At 62.1% G+C, this 19,093-nt stretch carries 16 protein-coding genes, 1 tRNA gene and 1 pseudogene; 6 read left to right on the top strand and 12 right to left on the bottom strand.

Features of this window, described 5'->3' with window-relative positions:
• From istA to ABS761_RS14590, 8 genes and pseudogenes are all read right to left on the bottom strand, one after another.
• Positions 1–848, bottom strand: an 848-nt coding sequence (istA, locus tag ABS761_RS14625) for an IS21 family transposase (RefSeq protein WP_350409061.1), incomplete at its 3' end; no start/stop codon positions are given.
• A gap of 72 nt (positions 849–920) precedes the next feature.
• Positions 921–1,388: pseudogene (locus ABS761_RS14620) on the bottom strand (transposase); the annotation flags it as partial.
• 12 nt (positions 1,389–1,400) lie between these two features.
• Positions 1,401–2,636, bottom strand: coding sequence for a plasmid recombination protein (locus tag ABS761_RS14615; RefSeq protein ID WP_350409060.1), 1,236 nt, complete (start codon positions 2,634–2,636; stop codon positions 1,401–1,403).
• A gap of 977 nt (positions 2,637–3,613) precedes the next feature.
• On the bottom strand, positions 3,614–4,522 hold the full coding sequence (locus ABS761_RS14610) for a replication protein RepA (protein ID WP_350409059.1): 909 nt from the start codon (positions 4,520–4,522) through the stop codon (positions 3,614–3,616).
• A gap of 773 nt (positions 4,523–5,295) precedes the next feature.
• Positions 5,296–5,370: transfer RNA gene (locus tag ABS761_RS14605), tRNA-Val, on the bottom strand.
• Positions 5,371–5,472: 102 nt separating this feature from the next.
• Entirely contained in the window at positions 5,473–6,210 is a 738-nt protein-coding gene (gene dnaQ, locus ABS761_RS14600; RefSeq protein WP_350409058.1) for a DNA polymerase III subunit epsilon, read from the bottom strand.
• 12 nt (positions 6,211–6,222) lie between these two features.
• Positions 6,223–6,675 (bottom strand): ribonuclease HI, encoded by a 453-nt coding sequence (gene rnhA, locus ABS761_RS14595; protein WP_350409057.1) that lies wholly within the window; start codon positions 6,673–6,675, stop codon positions 6,223–6,225.
• Entirely contained in the window at positions 6,668–7,420 is a 753-nt protein-coding gene (locus ABS761_RS14590; RefSeq protein ID WP_350409071.1) for a class I SAM-dependent methyltransferase, read from the bottom strand. Before ABS761_RS14590 ends, rnhA begins: the two co-directional genes overlap by 8 nt.
• Positions 7,421–7,453: 33 nt before the next feature.
• Between ABS761_RS14590 and gloB the strand changes: the two genes are divergently transcribed.
• The 5 genes from gloB to gorA are packed head-to-tail and all read left to right on the top strand — an operon-like array spanning position 7,454 to position 12,792.
• Positions 7,454–8,263: a hydroxyacylglutathione hydrolase gene (gene gloB, locus ABS761_RS14585; RefSeq protein ID WP_350409056.1), complete on the top strand. Its 810-nt coding sequence runs from the start codon at positions 7,454–7,456 to the stop codon at positions 8,261–8,263.
• 7 nt (positions 8,264–8,270) lie between these two features.
• Positions 8,271–9,710 carry a transglycosylase SLT domain-containing protein gene (locus ABS761_RS14580; RefSeq protein ID WP_350409055.1) on the top strand — a complete coding sequence of 480 codons (1,440 nt, stop codon included), beginning with the start codon at positions 8,271–8,273 and terminating at the stop codon, positions 9,708–9,710.
• A 44-nt stretch (positions 9,711–9,754) separates the two neighbouring features.
• Positions 9,755–10,537: an enoyl-ACP reductase FabI gene (gene fabI / locus ABS761_RS14575; RefSeq protein WP_350409054.1), complete on the top strand. Its 783-nt coding sequence runs from the start codon at positions 9,755–9,757 to the stop codon at positions 10,535–10,537.
• A 55-nt stretch (positions 10,538–10,592) separates the two neighbouring features.
• Positions 10,593–11,423 carry a 5'-methylthioadenosine/adenosylhomocysteine nucleosidase gene (locus ABS761_RS14570; protein WP_350409053.1) on the top strand — a complete coding sequence of 277 codons (831 nt, stop codon included), beginning with the start codon at positions 10,593–10,595 and terminating at the stop codon, positions 11,421–11,423.
• 16 nt (positions 11,424–11,439) lie between these two features.
• Entirely contained in the window at positions 11,440–12,792 is a 1,353-nt protein-coding gene (gene gorA / locus ABS761_RS14565; RefSeq protein WP_350409052.1) for a glutathione-disulfide reductase, read from the top strand.
• 71 nt (positions 12,793–12,863) lie between these two features.
• Here gorA and ABS761_RS14560 read toward each other — a convergent pair whose 3' ends face one another.
• From ABS761_RS14560 to ABS761_RS14545, 4 genes are all read right to left on the bottom strand, one after another.
• Positions 12,864–13,697, bottom strand: coding sequence for an isocitrate lyase/PEP mutase family protein (locus tag ABS761_RS14560; protein WP_350409051.1), 834 nt, complete (start codon positions 13,695–13,697; stop codon positions 12,864–12,866).
• A gap of 90 nt (positions 13,698–13,787) precedes the next feature.
• Positions 13,788–14,735 carry a DNA translocase FtsK gene (locus ABS761_RS14555; protein WP_350409050.1) on the bottom strand — a complete coding sequence of 316 codons (948 nt, stop codon included), beginning with the start codon at positions 14,733–14,735 and terminating at the stop codon, positions 13,788–13,790.
• A 56-nt stretch (positions 14,736–14,791) separates the two neighbouring features.
• Positions 14,792–15,748, bottom strand: a complete 957-nt coding sequence (locus tag ABS761_RS14550) for a helix-turn-helix transcriptional regulator (RefSeq protein ID WP_350409049.1) — start codon at positions 15,746–15,748, stop codon at positions 14,792–14,794.
• A gap of 42 nt (positions 15,749–15,790) precedes the next feature.
• Positions 15,791–17,881 (bottom strand): AAA family ATPase, encoded by a 2,091-nt coding sequence (locus tag ABS761_RS14545; protein ID WP_269496685.1) that lies wholly within the window; start codon positions 17,879–17,881, stop codon positions 15,791–15,793.
• Between the two features lie 133 nt (positions 17,882–18,014).
• Here ABS761_RS14545 and ABS761_RS14540 point away from each other — a divergent pair, with 133 nt between their 5' ends.
• Positions 18,015–19,064: a quinone oxidoreductase family protein gene (locus ABS761_RS14540; protein WP_350409048.1), complete on the top strand. Its 1,050-nt coding sequence runs from the start codon at positions 18,015–18,017 to the stop codon at positions 19,062–19,064.
• The last annotated feature ends 29 nt before the right edge of the window (positions 19,065–19,093 follow it).

Raw genomic sequence — 19,093 nt, 5'->3', positions numbered from 1 at the left:
TCCATCTGCTCCTGCACATCGATCATGTCCACGAAGGTGCGCCCGGGCAGGAAGTTGTGCTTGACGTACTTCACCCCTGACTCCACCTTGCCCTTGGTCTGTGCTCGGTACGGCGCACACACCCGAGGCTCGAATCCCCAGTGGCGGGCAAACTCGCGAAAGGTGTCATTCCAGCGCCAGCCCGCGCCTGGCACCGGACGGCAGACCGTACGCGGCCGGTCGTAGAGCAACTCGCGCGTCAGACCGCCGAAGTGCTCAAAGGCCGCCTCATGGCTCTCCAGAAACAGGCCCAGCTGCTCGTTGGCGCACGCCCGATAGTAGCCGCGCCGGCTGTAGCCCAGGGTCATCACGAAGATGTGCAGCACGACGGGGCGGCTGCGCAAGCGGATCCCCGCCTGGCCCCAGTCGATCTGGCTCTGCTGGCCAGGCGCGGTCTCGAAACGCCGCTGGCACAGGTCTGCGGCCGCCGCAGCCTGCTCGCGCAGCGGTGCGACGAAGCGCTTGACCGTCTCGTAGCTGCCCTGATAACCGTGGTCCCGGCGCAAATCCTGATAGAGAATCTTGGCTGAGTAACCGACCTGTGCGGCCCGCTGGCGCAGAAAGCCGGCGTGAATGGCCAGCAAGGTGTCGTCGCGTTGCGCCCGGCTATAGGCCCGCCACGGCTCCCTGAGCGCCTTGCGCACCGTCTTGCGATCGACCTCCAGGCGTCGAGCGATCTCCGAGTTCGACACGCCCTGCGCGTGCATCTGCCGTACATCCTCCCAGCGTTGCTTGCTCAGCATCACCATCTCCTGCGGAGTAAGGGATGCTGACATGATGCGCTGCTCTAGGTTCAATTGATTGTCCATCTGCTCTGTCTCCAGAAAACAGGTGGGGAATTTTTAATGACCTTCAGGGGGGATTATTGGACGACCGATAACAAGGATCTCGCCGTCAAGCCCCGCGTGGCGCTGTGCGGGCGTGACGTAGCGGATCTCGCTATGGCGGTGGCTGTCGTTGTACCAGTGCACGAAGGAGGCCACCCACCGGCGGGCAGCCGTAAGCTCGGAGAATCCGTCGGCTGGGTACTCGGGTCGGTACTTGCAGGTGCGGAACAAGGCTTCGGAGTAGGCGTTATCGTTCGAGACGCGCGGGCGGCTATGCGAAGGCGTGATGCCGAGCTCTTCAAGCTTGGCGTAGAGGGTCGAGCCCTTCATGGCCGATCCATTGTCGGCATGCAGCATCAGAGGTCTATGGCTGCATTGTTCGTGCAGTACGGCCCGCTGGATGACGGTCGCGCTGTTACCCATGCTCTCGGCACCGAACACTTCGTATCCCACGATCTTGCGGCTGTAGATGTCCACGATCAGATACAGGTAGAAGAACAGGCCGCGCACCTGGGCGGGCAAGCGTATCCCATATCATTTTGCGTCCGGCCCTCCTGGCTCAGGATCACCCTCCCGTTTGCGCTTTTCCTCGTCCTCAACCTTCCGCAGCGAGCGCTGAAACTCAGCCTCTTCGCGAGCAAGATGTTCCCGGTACTCCGGGCTCAAGGATGCCTCGTAATCTGCTTGCGTCTTGGCAACCTTTGCTCGACGCAGGTCCCGTGCCCTGTTCACGACAGCCTCCTGCTCCTGACCATCTAGCCCTTCCATGAATGTCTGCTGGTACAGCACAACGTCCTTGCGGGCTTGCGCCAACTGCTTCTCTGCGGCCAACAGCTGCTCACGCAGAATCTCTGCTTCTCGACTATGCCTCTCAGCTTCAGCCTGCATGGAGTCGGCCCTGGCTCTCGCGCTGGACACCTGAGCAGCCACTTTTAAGGCTGGGGCATAGGCCTCACGAGCTGCGGCATCAAGACGTGCAGCCAACTCCTCGCCAGACTCGTACTCAGCGCCAATAGCAAGCAATCCACCTTTCTTTGTCACCTGCTTTTTTACTAGGCGGGGAGTAATGACCGGCCCTGCTATCTGACGGGCCGCCGCGTCGGCTCGTAACTGTGCTTTGCGAGCTTGCCACTGGGCACGAGTCAACCGTTCACGCTTTGGCCCGGTCCTGGCCAGTCCGAAGGATGCTGCCACCCGTTCATGAAAGTCGTCCTGCCACGCCCGCATGGCAGCTTTGTAGGCGTCATTCTGGGCGCCCTTTTTCTCGCCCGCCGCCGCTGCGTTGGCAGCAGCCTGCCGACCGACATGCAGAACCTCGAAGCGCTCCCCTTTCAGTGGCACTGCGTAGAAATGCAGGTGCGGATGTTCCTCGTCCGTGTGCTCAACCACAGAGCGGAGCCGTTTACCGTATTGCTCCCACAGCCAATGAACGGTAGCCGCTCGGAACTGAGGCCAATCGTCTTCCATCTCCTTAGGCAGGCTGATGATGCCCGCCGAGAAACAAAGACCGTCCGTGCGCAATTTGCGCCCCTTGGCGTCAATAGCCGTCTCCGCCCAGGCATGCGCCATCGCCTCCGCCTGTGATGGCATCGCGCCATCCAATAATACTGGAGGCTGCGGACTTTCGACATGGCGGCAGGCATCTGGCTCTCTCTCGGCCTCAGCCACGATGTCGCGCACACCCCATTTGCGCGACTGCATCTTACCGTTCTTGCGTTGTTGGCTTCCTCGGCGGGCATAGCCTTCGATGTGTACAAATTGGTAGCCCATAGGGGGCCAGTTTACCCATATGGGGTCAATAAAGCGAGGGTGATGTTGACATGCATAGTGACCGACTATGCTTATTCATCACTCCTGGCGGGGTTCTTCATAAGCGCGGCCCTGCCGGGGACTACTATACATGTGATCATAGTCATTACATTCACGATGGCCCAGGCCTCCGGCATCAAGCATTGTGCGCACCGTACCAGCGCTCATCTCATCAGCAAGCGCCAAGTACTCAGAGGGCGCGAGCGCAGGCACCATCCCCGTGAACCCTTCCCGGTCCACACACAATAACGACCCACTTGGGCAGCACATGAAACTATTGTGGCACGACAAACCGCCTTCGGCGACCCTGCCCGGGGCCGCTCGCCGCGCGGCAGGCGGTCAGGGGGAAAAGGCACCCCTGACCACCAGCCGGAAAGCGTGTAGGACATTCCAAGGCATTAAGGGGTGTTCATAAAGCCCTGTAAGCGCCCGCACCGGGCACACAGGCCTTTACAAAGCTTCCCCTTGACCCCTTTCCATGCCCAGACCGTCAAAAGGCCTTAAATCGCCTCAAAAGCGATCCTGCACCTTCCTTTACTGCTGAACCGGGCCGTGTAGCGGCAAGTTGCGAGGGGGAGCCGCCGCGCAGCGGTGGGGGGCAGGCTACTGCCACCGGGGGGCGACGGGGCGAGCCGTAGGCGAGGATGGGGGGCGGCAGCCCCGCCCCGTAGGAGTCTGCCCATCCCCGCTCGATAGAGTGGGGACTTTTGTCATACCTCTCACTGCGCTTAGGTTTTCCACAGAAACCAGCCTCTTATTACCAGTATAAATTAAAGGAAAAGATTAAAGGATTACCTTACAGGTTTAGGGGGGGTCGGATTATGCGTGCTCCAGGGGGGCCGATTATGCGTGCTTCGGGGGGGCCGATTATGCGTCTTAAGGGGTCAGATTATGCGTGGACAAGTTCCTGAGTTCACAATGTTATCCACCCCTTCATATCACTCCTTATATGCCACAGGTGGAGGAGAACAAAGCAGGAGAATCCCTCCGGTTACAGGCTTGACCCTAGCTGTTGGATACACGGCAAGCGCCTTTTTCAACGCCGGGAGAAATCTCTTCTTGAAGTCCTTGTCCGAATTCTTACCTCGATACTCTTGGGCGAACTGTTCCCGCAAGGACTTCCAATACAAGGTCACACCCTTTCCCTTGATGTCGTGCAATCGATACGCCAACCAGATATATACGTCTAGGGCCAGTGCAGAATCACTCAGGGCCAACAGGGCGCGATTGTCGAGCGGTACCGCTTTTTTGCCCTCCGTCAGCGATTTGAAATAGCTTTCTGACAGCACTATTACGCCAGGCCACAGACTTTTCTGCCTATGATCTTTGTCGCGCAGCCAAGCGTCAAACTGCGCCACCGGCTGGTCGGTGTACGTTCGGCCCTTGAACCCGAGCTGTAGGCGGCACGCAGCCAGCGCATGCATCTGCATACGAAGCATGCTAAACGAGCCTGTCTTCCCCCCAGTTGCAGTCTTGCCCAGCATTCGGAGGAAGTCGCTTGCACTGCTGCCAATTGCTATTTCGCGGCATTTCATGCGGACAGCTTGCGTCGAAATCCAGGCCAGCGCTAGACGTGGCAGGGCCCCATACGGGATAGGCTGCTGGACCGGACCGTTTCCTTCATCAATCCAGCCAGCCTGAACATTGACCCAAGCAGCGCCAGATTGGCGCATGAACTCCCGTCCCACGAATTTTGAGCGTGGCAACCCGACCTGGCACAGCACCGCGTGCGTGAAAGCCATGTCCCTGCCTTCGGGCTGCATATCCATGATTTTCGCCGAAGCATCAATCAGTTTTTCTGCCCGAGTCAACTTGCGCGGATCGGCTGTAGACTTCGCTGTAGCCATGACCTACACCCCAGCCTGCTGCCGCTCCTCCCAGCGCTGCCGCGCCAACTGTTCTACCTTCCGCGGCCTTCCACGTGGCCGACGCTTTGGCGGCGTTGGGGAAGGTCTGTGAGAATCGATCCATTCCAAGACATCGCGCTCGTACCAACACAAACGTCGGCTGTTCGGCATCTTGAACGGTCGTGGGATCAGATGTGCATACTTCTCATTGGTTGCACACGTACGGATCGTCGTCGCTGTTTTGCCGATCAAGGCAGACAGCTGTTCGATAAAAAGAATTTTGGGCAGGCCTTCCGAGCTGGTCACGGAATTCTGATGCATAAGAGCACCTCACAAGCAGAACGCGCTTGTGAGAGCCGATGCTATTGATGTGGCACTTCAAGCTTATGGTGCTACCAGGCTCACTTGAAGTTTGCGTTACCACACCTCACGGTGCGTTTTTTGCTTGGGCCTGAATGATGATTGCAATCGCGCTGATGCACCATCATCTTCAGCCTGGCGGACATACGCCGAGCGCGCGTTCTCTCTTGATGAAGCTATCTCTCGTTCACTTGCATCTCACCCGCCGTATCGTGGCACACAGCGTTTATGAGGGTGTCTGGCAGGTCCGCCGTGTGCGCTCACCCATGCATAACAGTCTAGAGTGGCTGCCCGCTGCTGTCAACGAGTTTTGGGACACTCTTGGGACACTGAATGGGTGGATTTACTCTAAATCGACATGCATAACGAATAAGAGCCATATCAGCTAAATGCTTGATATGGCTCTGAAATTCTGGTGGGCGGTACTGGGTTCGAACCAGTGACCCCTGCCGTGTGAAGGCAGTGCTCTACCACTGAGCTAACCGCCCAATCCGGTCCGCCCTGAGGGTGCGAAGCGATGTCGCACGAGCAAAACGGCTGGGAAGCCCAGAATTGTACACGATCGCCACAGACACTGCAGAGGCTCCCGATCAGGCGGACGTTTCGCCCTCCTTGGCCACCGCCCCTGCTCGCCAGACACAGGGTTTGCCGGCCGCCTTGTCCAGATCATCCAGGTACGCGTCGTGAGCGCGGGCGGAGGCCTCGTCGACCTCGATCACAGGCAGTGCCGTGGCGTCGAAGCCCCCCCCCACGAAACCCATGCCGTGTCCCCGGCCGGAATCCTCGTCGTCGCGTTCGGTCAGTAGTGAATCCTGGCCGCGCGTCAGGGCAAGCCAGACCTCACCCAGCAGCTCGGAATCCAGCAGTGCGCCGTGCAGGGTGCGATGGGCGTTCGAGATCCCGAAGCGCTCGCACAGGGCATCGAGATTGTTGCGCTTGCCGGGAAACATCTCGCGCGCGACCTGCAGCGAATCCGTGATCTGGCCACACAGCTCGGTGAACGGCGGATGGCCCGCGCGCGCCAGTTCCATGTTGAGAAACTTGACGTCGAACGCCGCGTTGTGAATGATGATCTCGGCACCGCGCACGAAATCCACCAATTGTTCGGCCAGTTCGGGAAACCGTGGATGCTTCGACAGGAAGTCCGTGGTCAGGCCGTGCACCCGCAGGGCCTCGGGGTCGCTGTCGCGATCCGGATTCATGTACAGGTGCAGGTGCCGGTCGGTGACCCGGCGATTCCGTATCTCGACGCAGGCGAGTTCGACGATGCGGTGGCCCTGTTCGGGCTCCAGGCCGGTGGTTTCGGTATCGAGGATGATTTGTCGCATGACGGTATGTGATCAGGGCCGACGGCTCAAGAGCTCCTCGACCCCGAGGTTGGCCAGAGCGTCGGCACACTCATTGCCAGGGTCGCCCGCATGGCCCCTGACCCACTTCCAGTGTAATGCATGCCGCTCGGCCAGGGCGTCGAGCACCTGCCACAGGTCGGCGTTCTTGACGGGTTTCTTGTCGGCGGTGCGCCAGCCCCGACGCTTCCAGTTGGGCAGCCACTCGGTCATGCCCTTTTGGACATAGGACGAATCCGTATGCACCGTGACCACGCAAGGGCGCTTGAGCGCGCGCAGGGCCTCGATCACCGCGAGGAGCTCCATGCGGTTGTTGGTGGTGTCCGGCTCGCCGCCATGCAGTTTCTTTTCATGGGCGCCCTGGCGCAGGAGCGCTCCCCAGCCGCCCGGACCGGGATTGCCCTTGCAGGCTCCATCCGTCCATATCTGTACTACGGGATCAGCCATTACAGTTGTTATCCTCCACGCGATTGGCCACCGGCGCCACCGCGGCGCGCACTCGGCGACGCCGGTTCCTGCGCCACGCCGGGCCGATCAGGCGCATGCCCACGACCCGCTTGATCGCCGATATCGCATAGACGGCACCGCAAGCGGGCCACCAGCGGTCGCCCGCGGACTCCATGAAACGCCAGCGCAGCAACCAGGTCTGCGATTCGCACAAGGGGGCATAGCAGCCGAAACGCCCTCGATCGGGCTCGAAGGATAACAGCTTGAACCAATCCTTGAGGCGGGCCGGCGAAACCTGCGAGGGCACGGGCACGGGCAGGCGCAGGGCCAGGCCCGGCAGAGACTCGCGCGCGCCCCATAGGCTGTACGGATTGAAGCCGGTGATCACCACCCGCCCCTCCGGCATCAGGACGCGCTCGACCTCGCGCAGCACCCGGTGCGGGTCGATGCTCCATTCGAGGGTATGCGGCAGGACCAGCAAGTCGACGCTCTGGGTCTCGAAGGGCAGTTGCTCGGGTTCGCAGATGAGGCGCCCGCTGCGGGTGCCATACGGCGCCGCCGGGCTGTGGGCCCAGATCTTGTGCGGCATGCGGTTGGCCTGTAGCAGGTCCCAGTGCGGCAGGCCGATTTGTATGGCATGATAGCCAAACATGTTCGCCACCATGGCGTCCACCTGCCGCTGTTCCCAGGCGCGTACATACAGCCCCGCGGGGGTTTCCAGCCATTCGGCCAGTTCGATCGGCATCGCGCGGTCCAGCGACACATCGACTCCTAATCCATGGAAAACTACGCCACGACCGCCGACGCGTCGACCATCCTGACGCCCATCCCAGCCTTATCCGACAACTATATCTGGATGGTACAGAAAAACGGCCACGCGATCGTCATCGATCCTGGGGTCGCCGATCCCGTCGAGGCGGCGCTGCCCCCGGGGCTGATCCTCGAGGCCATCCTCATCACCCATCACCACAACGATCACGTGGGCGGGCTGCGTGCATTACACCAGCGAACCGGGGCGCGCGTCTATGGCCCGCGAGACGAAATCCTGCCCTATTGCGATGTGCGCCTAAGCGGCGGCGACCGGATCCAGCTACCCGGCACCGGGCTGTCCTTCGAAGTGCTGGATATCCCGGGCCACACGGCGGGCCACATTGCCTACTTCGGCGAACTCGACCCCGGCCGGCCGGCCGTATTCTGCGGCGACACCCTGTTCGCCGCAGGCTGCGGACGCCTTTTCGAGGGCACCCCTGCCCAAATGGTCGATTCCTTGGGTAAACTTGGGGCTTTGCCTGCGCAAACCCTTGTGTGCTGCGCGCACGAATATACGGCGGCGAACATCCACTGGGCCTTGCAGGTTGAACCCGACAACGCGGCGCTGCAAGCGCGCGCACAAGAGGTCGCGCACCTGCGTGGATTGGATCTGCCCACCGTGCCATCGAGCATCGGGATCGAGCTGAGCACCAACCCGTTCATGCGGACGGATCGCGCTCAGATCAGTGCGGCCGCCTCCGTCCACGCGGGCGCGCGGCTGGACACACCGCAGGCGGTGTTTGCCTGCTTGCGCGAATGGAAGAACAATTTCAAGTAATCCGGCGATGAGACTCCTGCGGCTCTACCTCCTGCTGATCCTCGTGGCCCTGGCGGGCTGTGCCACCCAGAATCCCCAATCGGAACGGCAGGCCTACGTCGCGGAGGACACCTCGCGCACCATCGACCTGACCCACCCACCCCGCGACATGTGGGACCGGATCCGACGCGGCTTCGCCATTCCCAACCTGCGCAGCGAACGGGTGGACTACTGGACCGACTACTACGCTTCGCATCCGCAATCCGTGCTGCTGATGAGCCAGCGCGCGGGCAAATACCTGTACTACATCGTCGACGAACTCAACCGCCGCGGCCTGCCGACCGAGCTGGCGCTGCTGCCCTTCGTCGAGAGCGCCTACAACCCGACGGCCTTGTCTCGCTCCAAGGCTTCCGGCCTGTGGCAATTCATCCCCAGCACGGGCCAGCACTACAAGCTCCAGCAGGACTGGTGGCGCGACCAGCGCCGCGATCCGGTCGCCTCGACCCAGGCGGCCCTGGACTACCTCAGCTACCTGTACGACTTCCAGGGGGACTGGTACCTGGCCCTTGCGTCTTATAACTGGGGCGAGGGCGCGGTCAAGCGCGCGATGGAAAAGACCGAACGCACCGGCGTCCAGCCCACCTACCTGACGCTGGACATGCCCGACGAAACCCGCAATTACGTCCCAAAACTGCAGGCCATCAAAAACATCATCGCCCGCCCCACGAAATTCGGCATCACCCTTCCCCAGGTCAGCAACACCCCCTACTTCACCACGGTCCACAAGGCGCGAGACATGGACATCGAGGTCGCCGCCGCTCTGGCCGAGATGCCCCTCGAGGACTTCAAGGCGCTGAACCCCTCCTACAACCGGCCCATCATGCTGGCCGCCCATGGTCCCGCGCTGCATCTGCCGACGGACAAGGTCGAGGTCTTCAACAACAATCTCGAGGCATATACCGGAAACCTCAGCTCCTGGAAGATCTACCACCCCCGGCGCGGTCAATCCCTGACGGCCATCGCGAAATCCCACGGCGTGTCCGTGAACGCGTTGCGCGACGCCAACGGGCTCAGCAAGAAGCGCACGGTCGCCAGCGGCGACATCCTCCTGATCCCAACCCGCTCGGCCGGCGATGGCCCGGGGATCCGGCTGGCCGCCTACACGCCGGACAACACCGAGCGCACCCCTGCGCGGAACGTGCGGACCGTCGGCCCCCATGGCGCCCAGGACGTCCGGGTCGTCAGCATCCCGAGGGCACAGGCGGGGACCTTGCGGACGGCGCCGCCCGACATGCGGCCCAAGGTCGTGGCCCGCACGCATACGGTGCGGCGCGGCGACACGCTTTACTCGCTCGCGCGACGCTACAACACATCGGTGGACGCGTTGCGCAAGCTCAACAACCTCAAGGGCAGCGCCCTGCCTACCGGCGCGCGCCTGCGCGTGCCCGGTGCCGATATCCAAGGCTGAACCCCACCCTCTTTCGCACCCCGACCCTATAGGACCTTCAAGACATGGGTTTTCTGAACAACAAGCGCATTCTCATCACGGGCGTGATCTCGAACCGATCCATCGCCTACGGCATCGCGCAAGCCTGCCGGGCGCAGGGGGCCGAGTTGGCCTTCACCTACGTGGGCGAGCGCTTCGAAGAGCGCGTCAAGGAGTTCGCACAGGAACTGGGCAGCTCGATCGTCATTCCCTGCGACGTCGCCGAGGACGCGCAGATCGACGCGGCCTTCGCGACTCTGCGCGAACACTGGGACGGCCTGGACGGCCTGGTGCACTCGATCGGCTTCGCCCCGCGCGATGCGCTGGCGGGCGACCTGCTCGACGGCATGAGCCGCGAGAACTACCGCATCGCCCACGACATTTCCGCCTACAGTTTCCCCGCCCTGGCCAAGGCCGCCCTGCCCCTGATGGAGGGACGCAAGGGCTCGGTGCTGACGATGACCTACCTGGGCGCGGAAAAAGCCATCCCCCACTACAACATGATGGGTCTGGCCAAGGCCTCGCTGGAGGCCAGCGTGCGCTACCTGGCCACGGCGCTGGGCAAGCGCGGCCTGCGCTCGAACGGTATTTCCGCCGGTCCGATCAAGACCCTGGCCGCCAGCGGCATCAAGGATTTCTCGAACATGCTGAAGTACGTCGAATCCCAAGCACCCCTGGGCCGCAATGTCACCATCGAGGACGTAGGCAACGCCGCGGCCTTCCTGCTTTCGGACCTGGCCGCCGGCATTACCGGCGAAATCCTGCACGTGGACTGCGGATTCTCCAATACCGTCCCGGGCATGGAATGAGCATCCCGCCCGGGCACGCCGAGACGCGTCCGCGGCGCCGGTCCGCCCACGCCTCATGACCATCGGTATCCTGGCCGCCCTGCGAGAGGAGGCCTCCCACCTGCTCGCGGACCTGGAACCGGGCGGACGCCGCACGCGAATCGCCTTGCGCGACTACACCTCCGGTACGATCCACGGGCATGATTGCGTCATCGTCCTTGCACGCATCGGCAAGGTCGCGGCGGCGACCACGGCCACCGCGCTGATCGAGCACTTCGGCGTCGACCGATTGATCTTCACCGGAGTGGCGGGCGGCGTGGCGCCCGGCCTGCGAATCGGCGACGTCGTGATCGCCGACACCCTGGTCCAGCACGACCTGGACGCGCGACCTTTCTTCCCACGCCACGAAATTCCCTTGCTGGACACCAGCCACTGCGCAGCGGACCCGGATCTGACCGGACGGCTCGAGACCGCCGCGCAGGCATTCCTGGACGGCACCATATGGCAGCGGATCGGGCCGGACGTCCGTCGACAATTCGACCTGGTTCAGCCGCGCGTGCATCGCGGCCTGATTGCCAGCGGCGATCAGTTCATCGGCAGTGCCACGGGGGTCCGCGCCTTGCGCGAGGCCTTGCCCGACGCCCTGGCGGTCGAGATGGAGGGTGCGGCCGTCGCCCAGGTCTGCCACGAGTACGGCATCCCCTTCGCCGTCATGCGCACCGTGTCGGACACCGCGGACGACCAGGCCCACCGGGATTTCCCGGCCTTTCTCGGCCAGGTTGCCAGCCACTACGCTCACGGGATCCTACAATGCCTGTTCGAGGCGGGCATTCCACCCGCCGGCCCCGCCCGGACAGACCCGCAGCCGCCGCTAAACGCGCCGGGTCTCAAGGCCCGGGCGACATGACACCGAGAGTCCTACCATGACCAAGCACTACGACTACATCGCCATCGGCGCGGGCAGCGGCGGCATCGCGTCCGCCAACCGCGCCGCCATGCACGGCAAGACCTGCGCGCTGATCGAGTCCAACGTCATCGGCGGCACCTGCGTGAACGTGGGCTGCGTCCCGAAAAAAGTGATGTGGCACGCCGCCCAGATCGCCGAAGCCATCCGCCACTACGGCCCCGACTACGGCTTCGACGCCACCCTGGCCCCCCTCGACTGGACTCGCCTGGTCCGCAGCCGCAGCGCCTACATCGACCGCATCCATGCCTCCTACCAGGCGGGCTTCGACAAAAACAAGGTGGACCTGATCGAAGGCACCGCCCGTTTCATCGATGCGCGCACCATCGCGGTCGGCGACGAGCGCTACACCGCCGATCACATCCTGATCGCCACCGGTTGCCGGCCCACCCGCCCCGCCATCCCGGGCGCGGAGCATGGCATCGACTCGGACGGTTTCTTCGCGCTGGACGCATTGCCCCGGCGCACGGCCGTCGTGGGTGCGGGCTACATCGCCGTCGAGCTCGCGGGCGTCCTGAACGCCTTGGGGTCGGATACGCACCTGTTCATCCGCAAAGAAGCCGCCCTGCGCCGCTTTGATCCCCTGCTGCGCGACACCCTGATGGAGGTCATGCGCACCGAGGGGCCCACGCTGCATCCCCATTCCGACCCGGAGGCCGTGATCCGCCATGACGACGGCAGCCTGACCCTGCGCTTCAAGAACGGCGGCAGCCACGACACGGACTGCGTGATCTGGGCCATCGGCCGCGACCCCGACACCTCGGCCCTGGGCTTGGACGCCGCGGGTGTCGCCCTGGACGCGCGGGGCTACATCGACGTGGACGATTACCAAAACACCAACGTGCCGGGCATCTACGCGGTGGGCGATATCACCGGTCGGCTCGAACTCACGCCGGTCGCGGTGGCGGCCGGCCGCCGCCTGTCCGAACGGCTCTTCAACGACAAGCCCGACGAGCGTCTCGACTACGAGAACGTGCCCACCGTGGTATTTAGCCATCCGCCGATCGGTACGGTCGGCCTGACCGAGCCCCAGGCCCGGGAGCGCCACGGCGACGCGGCCGTCAAGGTCTACCAGACCTCGTTCACCGCCATGTACACGGCAGTGACCCGCCACAGGCAGCCCTGCCGAATGAAGCTCGTGTGCGTCGGGGACGACGAGAAAGTCGTCGGTATCCACGGCATCGGCTTCGGCATGGACGAGATCCTGCAGGGCTTCGCCGTGGCACTGAAGATGGGTGCGACCAAAAAGGATTTCGACGACACCGTGGCGATCCACCCCACGGCCGCCGAGGAATTCGTCACCATGCGTTGAACGCCGCCGCGCGACGGCGCGGATGGCCTCTGCGCGACCGCCCGCCGGGAGCCGCTCGGCGAGCTACGCACTCAATCCCGATCCCAGGCCGCGAACATCTGCCCGATATCGGCATAACCGACCGCCTCCGCGCCGAAGGCGAAGGTGCCCTGCTCCAACACCTCACGGCCGGCGCGCAGGAACGCCCCCAGCGCCGCGCGGCTGAACGCACTACCCACGCTGATGCGCCTGACCCCCATCGTGGACAAGTCGGCCACGCTGAAAGAAATACCCGGAGAGCCCATCAACACATTGACCGGCCGGTCGACCGAGCGCACCACCGCCTCGATCTCGTCGTGCGTGCGCAGACCCGGCGCATACAGCACGTCGGCGCCCGCTTCCTGATAGGCCTGCAGGCGACGTATCGTATCCACGAGATCCGGGCGCCCGTGCAGGTGATTCTCGGCGCGTGCCGTCAAGGTGAACGGGAACGGCAGCGCGCGCACCGCCTCGACCGCGGCCCGAACGCGCTCCACAGCCCGGGACAGCTCCTGGATGGGCGCATCCGCATCACCCGAGGAGTCCTCGATCGAGGCCCCCACCAGCCCGGCCTCGGATGCCAGCCGATAGGTCTGCGCCACGCCCTCGGGCGTATCGGCGAAACCGTTTTCCAGGTCGGCGCTGACGGGCAGGTCCGTGGCGCGAACCAGTTCCGCCACGTGCGCCAGCATGCGATCCCGCCCCACCCGCATGTCCGGCACGCCCAGGGTGTAGGCGTAGCCGGCGCTGGTGGTGGCCAGCGCCTCGAACCCCATGTCGGCCAGCAGGCGGGCCGTGCCGACATCCCAGGGGTTGGGGATGACGAACGCCTGGTCTCGTTCATGCAAGGCGCGGAATGCGCGGGCTTTGTCCGCTTGAGAAATCATGAGTCGGCTCTGACGATGAATGATTCATGCAGTATAGGGCAGAGGCCGACGAACGACTGTCGGGGTTCCTGGCATGCCCTTCCCATGCCTCTAGCGTTGCAGAAAATCGCTGATGAGCGCCCCAGCTTGCTCGATGGCAGCATCACTATTCAAGCCATTCCTTCCAGAAAAATGGGGTACGACAGCCAGCTTTCGGCCATCGAACTGGCTTAAATAGATCTTCTTCCTATACCCGTTTATAAGGATTTCATGATATTCAGACTCAAGGTCGTAACCGAATACGGATAAGGCAAAATCTGTCCGGAAGGAGTTGCCCACACCAATAAACAGCTTGGGCTGATGCTCGTCAACCCAGTTCTTGATGGCCGGCCAACGATATTGTGCGCACCATGCCTGGTATTCAGCCTTACTCGTCAGCCCCGTTTCCTCCACTGCATCCTCAGGCCAATGAGCAAGGTCAGTGCAGGCGTATGGATACAGATTGCCCTTGAAGTAACCGCTGGAACCCCGTTCGAACGGCCGACGCTCGAATGCGAATTCACGATATCGCGAGACTGGAATGCCTTCAATGGCAGCGAACAATTTAAATGCCTTGCGGTTATACACCCATCCCAGTTGAGTCTCCACGGAATAGCCATCATCCTCTTGGCCGGAGGGTGATTCAGCGCGTTTCTGATCACGTTTTGACCACCCAGGCTCCAGACCAAAGAGCCAGATCGTTGGGGATGTCGCATTACCCGCATCGCCGCCTTCGCAGCCATAGAACTTGTCCAGCATCTCAATCAAGTTGGGGTTCATGTGTGCCTGCATTGAGTGGTTCCTCCTGTACGAACTCGTAAGTTGACGGCCCCCCAAAGGCATCAAAGAGGTGACAATACCGTCCGCTTCGAGCCGCTCCATCAGTGACAAAGCAATGCTGTAACCGATCCGCAAATGGCGTTGAATCAGCGAGATCGACACGGACTGTCTTTGAATGACGATGGTTTTGGCCTGCTCATACCATTCGTCGGCTGTATGATCGATCGAAGGTTCTTGCATAGTCCGCTCCTGTTGATGATTGAGGTGCCGGCGGTTATGCCATCTGCCGCCTTAGGTTAACATCGCCGCTGGATATCCCAGATTGCATCACCGAATCCGCGCAGCCACCACTCCAGCATGGCGCTATCCACGACGGACGCAGTAATGCCAAGAGAGCCATCCCGATGTCGGACCACCTTCTGGTCCACGGATAGCGGCGACTCGATCAGGTGTTGGCCAGCATCGTGAGTGATATGGAAGCTCAAGCGCACTTTCTCACCATCACCAAAACCAAAACGCCCATCGTCGTCATATTGCTTCAGGTCGAAATCCTTGGGGCGCTCGAACGCAAGCGTCGACATCCGTGCACTGATGATGCGATGCAATGCAAGATTGCGTTCATTGTCAAAACCACGATAACGACAAACAAGATACAGACGCGGCCCCTGCTGCACGAGTCCCAGCGGCATGACATCGACGGTACTACGCCAGCCGCTGGCATTCTGGTAGTCCAGATACAACCAGCGATTGGCAAATAGTGCATCGCTGACGACTTCAAAGACCTCCGGCTCGATCCTGGGCGGCAGCAGGGGTTGACTGGTGGCGACCACTCGCACCTTGCTTGGCCACTCCCGCTCAAGCCGAGCATCACCATCAGGACCAAGATTACGCCTGGCTTGGTGAAAGAAGCCCTCCATGGACTTCATCAGGCGGGGCGGCAGAAAATGCTTCAAGTGGTCTTCCGCCAACTGGAGCAACAGTGACTCTTGCGGTGTGAGAGTGGGGACCGCCAAGACCCGGGCGCGGTCCAGCCACCGATATCCGTAGGGTTTGCTGCGATCATCGCACTCGATCTCGAAATGCTCACTGAGCATCTTCATCTGTCGCTGAATGGTGCGCAAGTCACGATATATCCCGGCCTCCTCGAGCTGTCGGTGTAGCTCGTTGACCGTCACCTTGCGGCCACGCGGAATACGACGCAACAACTCAACCGCCAACAGGGCGGTATCGAGAGTGTCAGAGCGCTTTGCCATCGCCGAATCCTTTGTTCAATATAGAACCCCTCAGACCCACAATCACAGAAACCCCATGGATTGCCGAACCCCCTCTTTCATAGCACATTCGGCTTCCAACGCCGACAACAAGGCGGCTGCGGACTTCAGCGGGCGGAATCGGTGCTGCCGCAGAACAACCGTGAAATCACCGGGCGTCAGTTGATGTAGGCGCGCGATTCTGGCCTGTTCCGCAGCCATCGGCGGCGCCAAAAAAAGCACCTCGCAAACGCGACACAGTAGCTTCCACGCTTGGTCGCCACGCAGAAAGTCGAACTTCACTTTCAGATCGAATCGACGCAAGGCGGCCTGATCCAGCCCCTGCATCAGATTTGTCGTGGCGATGAACACACCTGAAAAAGACTCGGTCTGGGTCAACACCTCGTTGACCAGGCGGGTCTCCCACCCCAATCGCGCATCGCGCCGATCCATCAGAAAGGTATCGATCTCGTCAATCAGCAGGATGGCCCCTTCGGTTTCCGCCTGGCGAAAAGCGCCGGCAATGTTCTTTTCGTTTTCACCCACCCACATTGACATCAGATCCGAGGCGCGCTTGACCAGCAAGGGGGCGTCAAGCTGCTGCGCCAGCCAACGCCCATACGCCGTCTTGCCGGTGCCGGCCGGCCCGTACAGGCAAAGTCTGCCCGCACGCGCCGCAATCAATCCCTCCGCAACAACACTCAGATCTGCGTCAGCATGAATGAAGTCCAGATCGTAGGGGCCTGATTGTCTGGCGGGATCATGGGACGGCAAGGGCTGGTGGCCCTGAGCCGCCAGCGTATTCGAAATCAGGTACTCGAATGCTGCGCCCGTATTTACCGAACCAAGCTGATCTCGAATCGACCGCACAACGGATCCAGCCCTGGTTACGATAGCGGGTGCCAATGTTTCAATGTCGGCGACACGAGACAACGTATCCGCATCGAGCAAATCCGCACAGTTTTCATGCAGGATCCGCTGGCGCTGTTGCCTGGGAGGCACAGGCACTTCGAACACCAGATCGAAACGGCGGATAAAAGCCGGATCCAGACCGCCGATGGAGTTGGACAGCCACAAGGTTGGCACGGGATTATCCTCGAGCATGTTGTTGATCCACGCCTTGCGCAACTGCGCCGTGCTTTTGCGGCCAAACGGGCCATCCCCGTCACTGAATACATCCTCGGCCTCATCAAAAACCAGCATCGCCCGCCTCTGAGAAAAGAAGCTTTGTGCAGCGCGATAAGCACGCAAGCGCTGCTCGCCGCTGGCTAGTTCTCCGTCAACAGCCTCACTGGCGACTTCGAACAACTCCACGCCCAGCGTCGACGCCAAGGCGCGCGCGAGTTGGGTCTTACCCGTCCCCGGCGCCCCATGCATGTAAACATTGACGCCGCGCTGCCCACTTGCCATGGCATGGCGCAAGTAAGGGCACAGAATATCCAATGCCAACTGGATGTGCCTGTAATTCGACAACTGTAGGCGGCCTGGGCCGACAGCGGACACCATGCCGCGCAGCAGCGCGATCGGATTTGCCTCGGAGGAGACCATCAGATCCGCGAATGTATCGGACAGGAGCTTCAGCTTCGTTCGCAAAACGCCTGTGCCCCTATGATCGACCGAGACTAGGCCCGTGCGGGCGAGTACGCTGTTTTCGTCAAGCGCGCTACGGACAACGGATTCAGGCAGATCCAGAATAATAGACAGTGTTCTGAACACCTTGATCGACGATAGGCCACCCAGTAAGTCAGCTGCGTCATCCAGCACGCGCTCGCTGTGCAGCGTCACGGTAAATTCCAGTATCTGGGAATCAGCCTTATCCAACCTCATCAAGCCGGATAGTTTCTGGACATTCCCGCGCAAACGAGTTGGCAGCACCGCCTTGGCACTTTGCTGTTCCGCCGTGCGATGCAATTGCCGCAATTCAGACAGCACCGCCCCCGCGTCGAAACTGTTGTCAGGTTGCTCGATCCAGTGCTCAAGACCAATGGATGCCGCCACACCGTCGTCCGCGAAACTTTGCGGCGCCACGAAATTGCGATGTGCGCCCAAAGGAACCAGAATCCGCAACAGCCACAGGCGCACTATCGCATCAATGTCAGTGATGTGGCGGATATCTCTGATGTAGTGCCGAAGCATGGCGAATTCTCCTGGCTGGGAATCACCATGATATGGATCACTGCGACATTATGTGTCGTGCTCGGACGCACCTGCCTGGTGTGCCTCACGTATATTCATGGTTGAAAAACACGGCCCCAATGTGGAGACCACGATGCACGCCCAATTCATCCAGGGACACGCCTTCGGCGATTCCACCGTCCTGTCTCTGCAATCCGAGACACTGGGGAACCCTGGTCCCGATCAACTGCTGGTGCGCCACATGGCGATCGGCATCAATTTCATCGACATCCTACAGCGGCGCGGGGACCTGGCGCCCGACCTGCCCTATCGCCTCGGCCTGGAGGCGGCCGGCGAGGTGCTGGCCGTGGGCGCCGACGTGCAAGAATTCAACCCTGGGGACCGGATCGTCTATGCCGGGGGCCCGATGGGGGCGTATGCCGAGGCACGGCTGCTGCCGGCGGCGCGCGCAGTGCGCCTGCCCGATCACGTCGACGACCGGACGGCGGCGGCGATCTTCTTCAAGGGACTGACGGCGGATTACCTGGTTCATCGCCTGCGCCCCATCGCGCCCGGCGATGCCGTCCTGTTCACCGCGGCCGTGGGCGGCGTCGGCCAGTTGGCCGTGCCGATGCTGAAACAGGCCGGCGCCACGGTCATCGGCACCGTGGGCAGCCCCGACAAGGTCGACGCCGCGCGAGCCATCGGCTGCGATCATGTCCTGGTGCTGCCGGTCGGCGTTGACCAGGGGGTCGCTCAGATCAGGCAGTGGCTGAGCGGGCAAGGCGTCCAGATTGCCTACGACTCCATTGGCCGCGCGACCGTCGATCTGTCACTGGCCGCACTGGCCCGGTTCGGCCTGCTGGTCAGTTATGGCTGGGCCTCGGGCGAGGTCGACCCGGTTCCGCTTGCGCGCCTGCGCCAGATGGGGTCGCTGTTCGTGACGCGGCCCACCATCGGCGACTACACGGCCAGCCGCGACGACCTGGAGGCGGGCGCCCAACGGGTTTTCGACGCGCTGCAAAAAGGCGTGATCCATGCGCGAATCCACGCCGCCCTGCCCTTGAGCAGGGCCGGCGAGGCGCACCGGATGATCGAAAGCCGGGCGACCCAGGGGTCGGTCATTTTGACGACGGGGGATCGTAGTCATGCAGGCAGAGGGGGGATTTGCGCACCGGGCGGCCGCGCCAGCGCGCCGGGTTAGCTTGCCTGGCCGCTTACGCCAATGGAATC

Origin of the sequence: Castellaniella sp. GW247-6E4, assembly GCF_040276065.1 — a bacterium.
Classification (GTDB): domain Bacteria; phylum Pseudomonadota; class Gammaproteobacteria; order Burkholderiales; family Burkholderiaceae_B; genus Castellaniella.
Note: the sequence above shows the minus strand (reverse complement) of the source record. Positions and strands in the feature narration are given on the sequence as shown.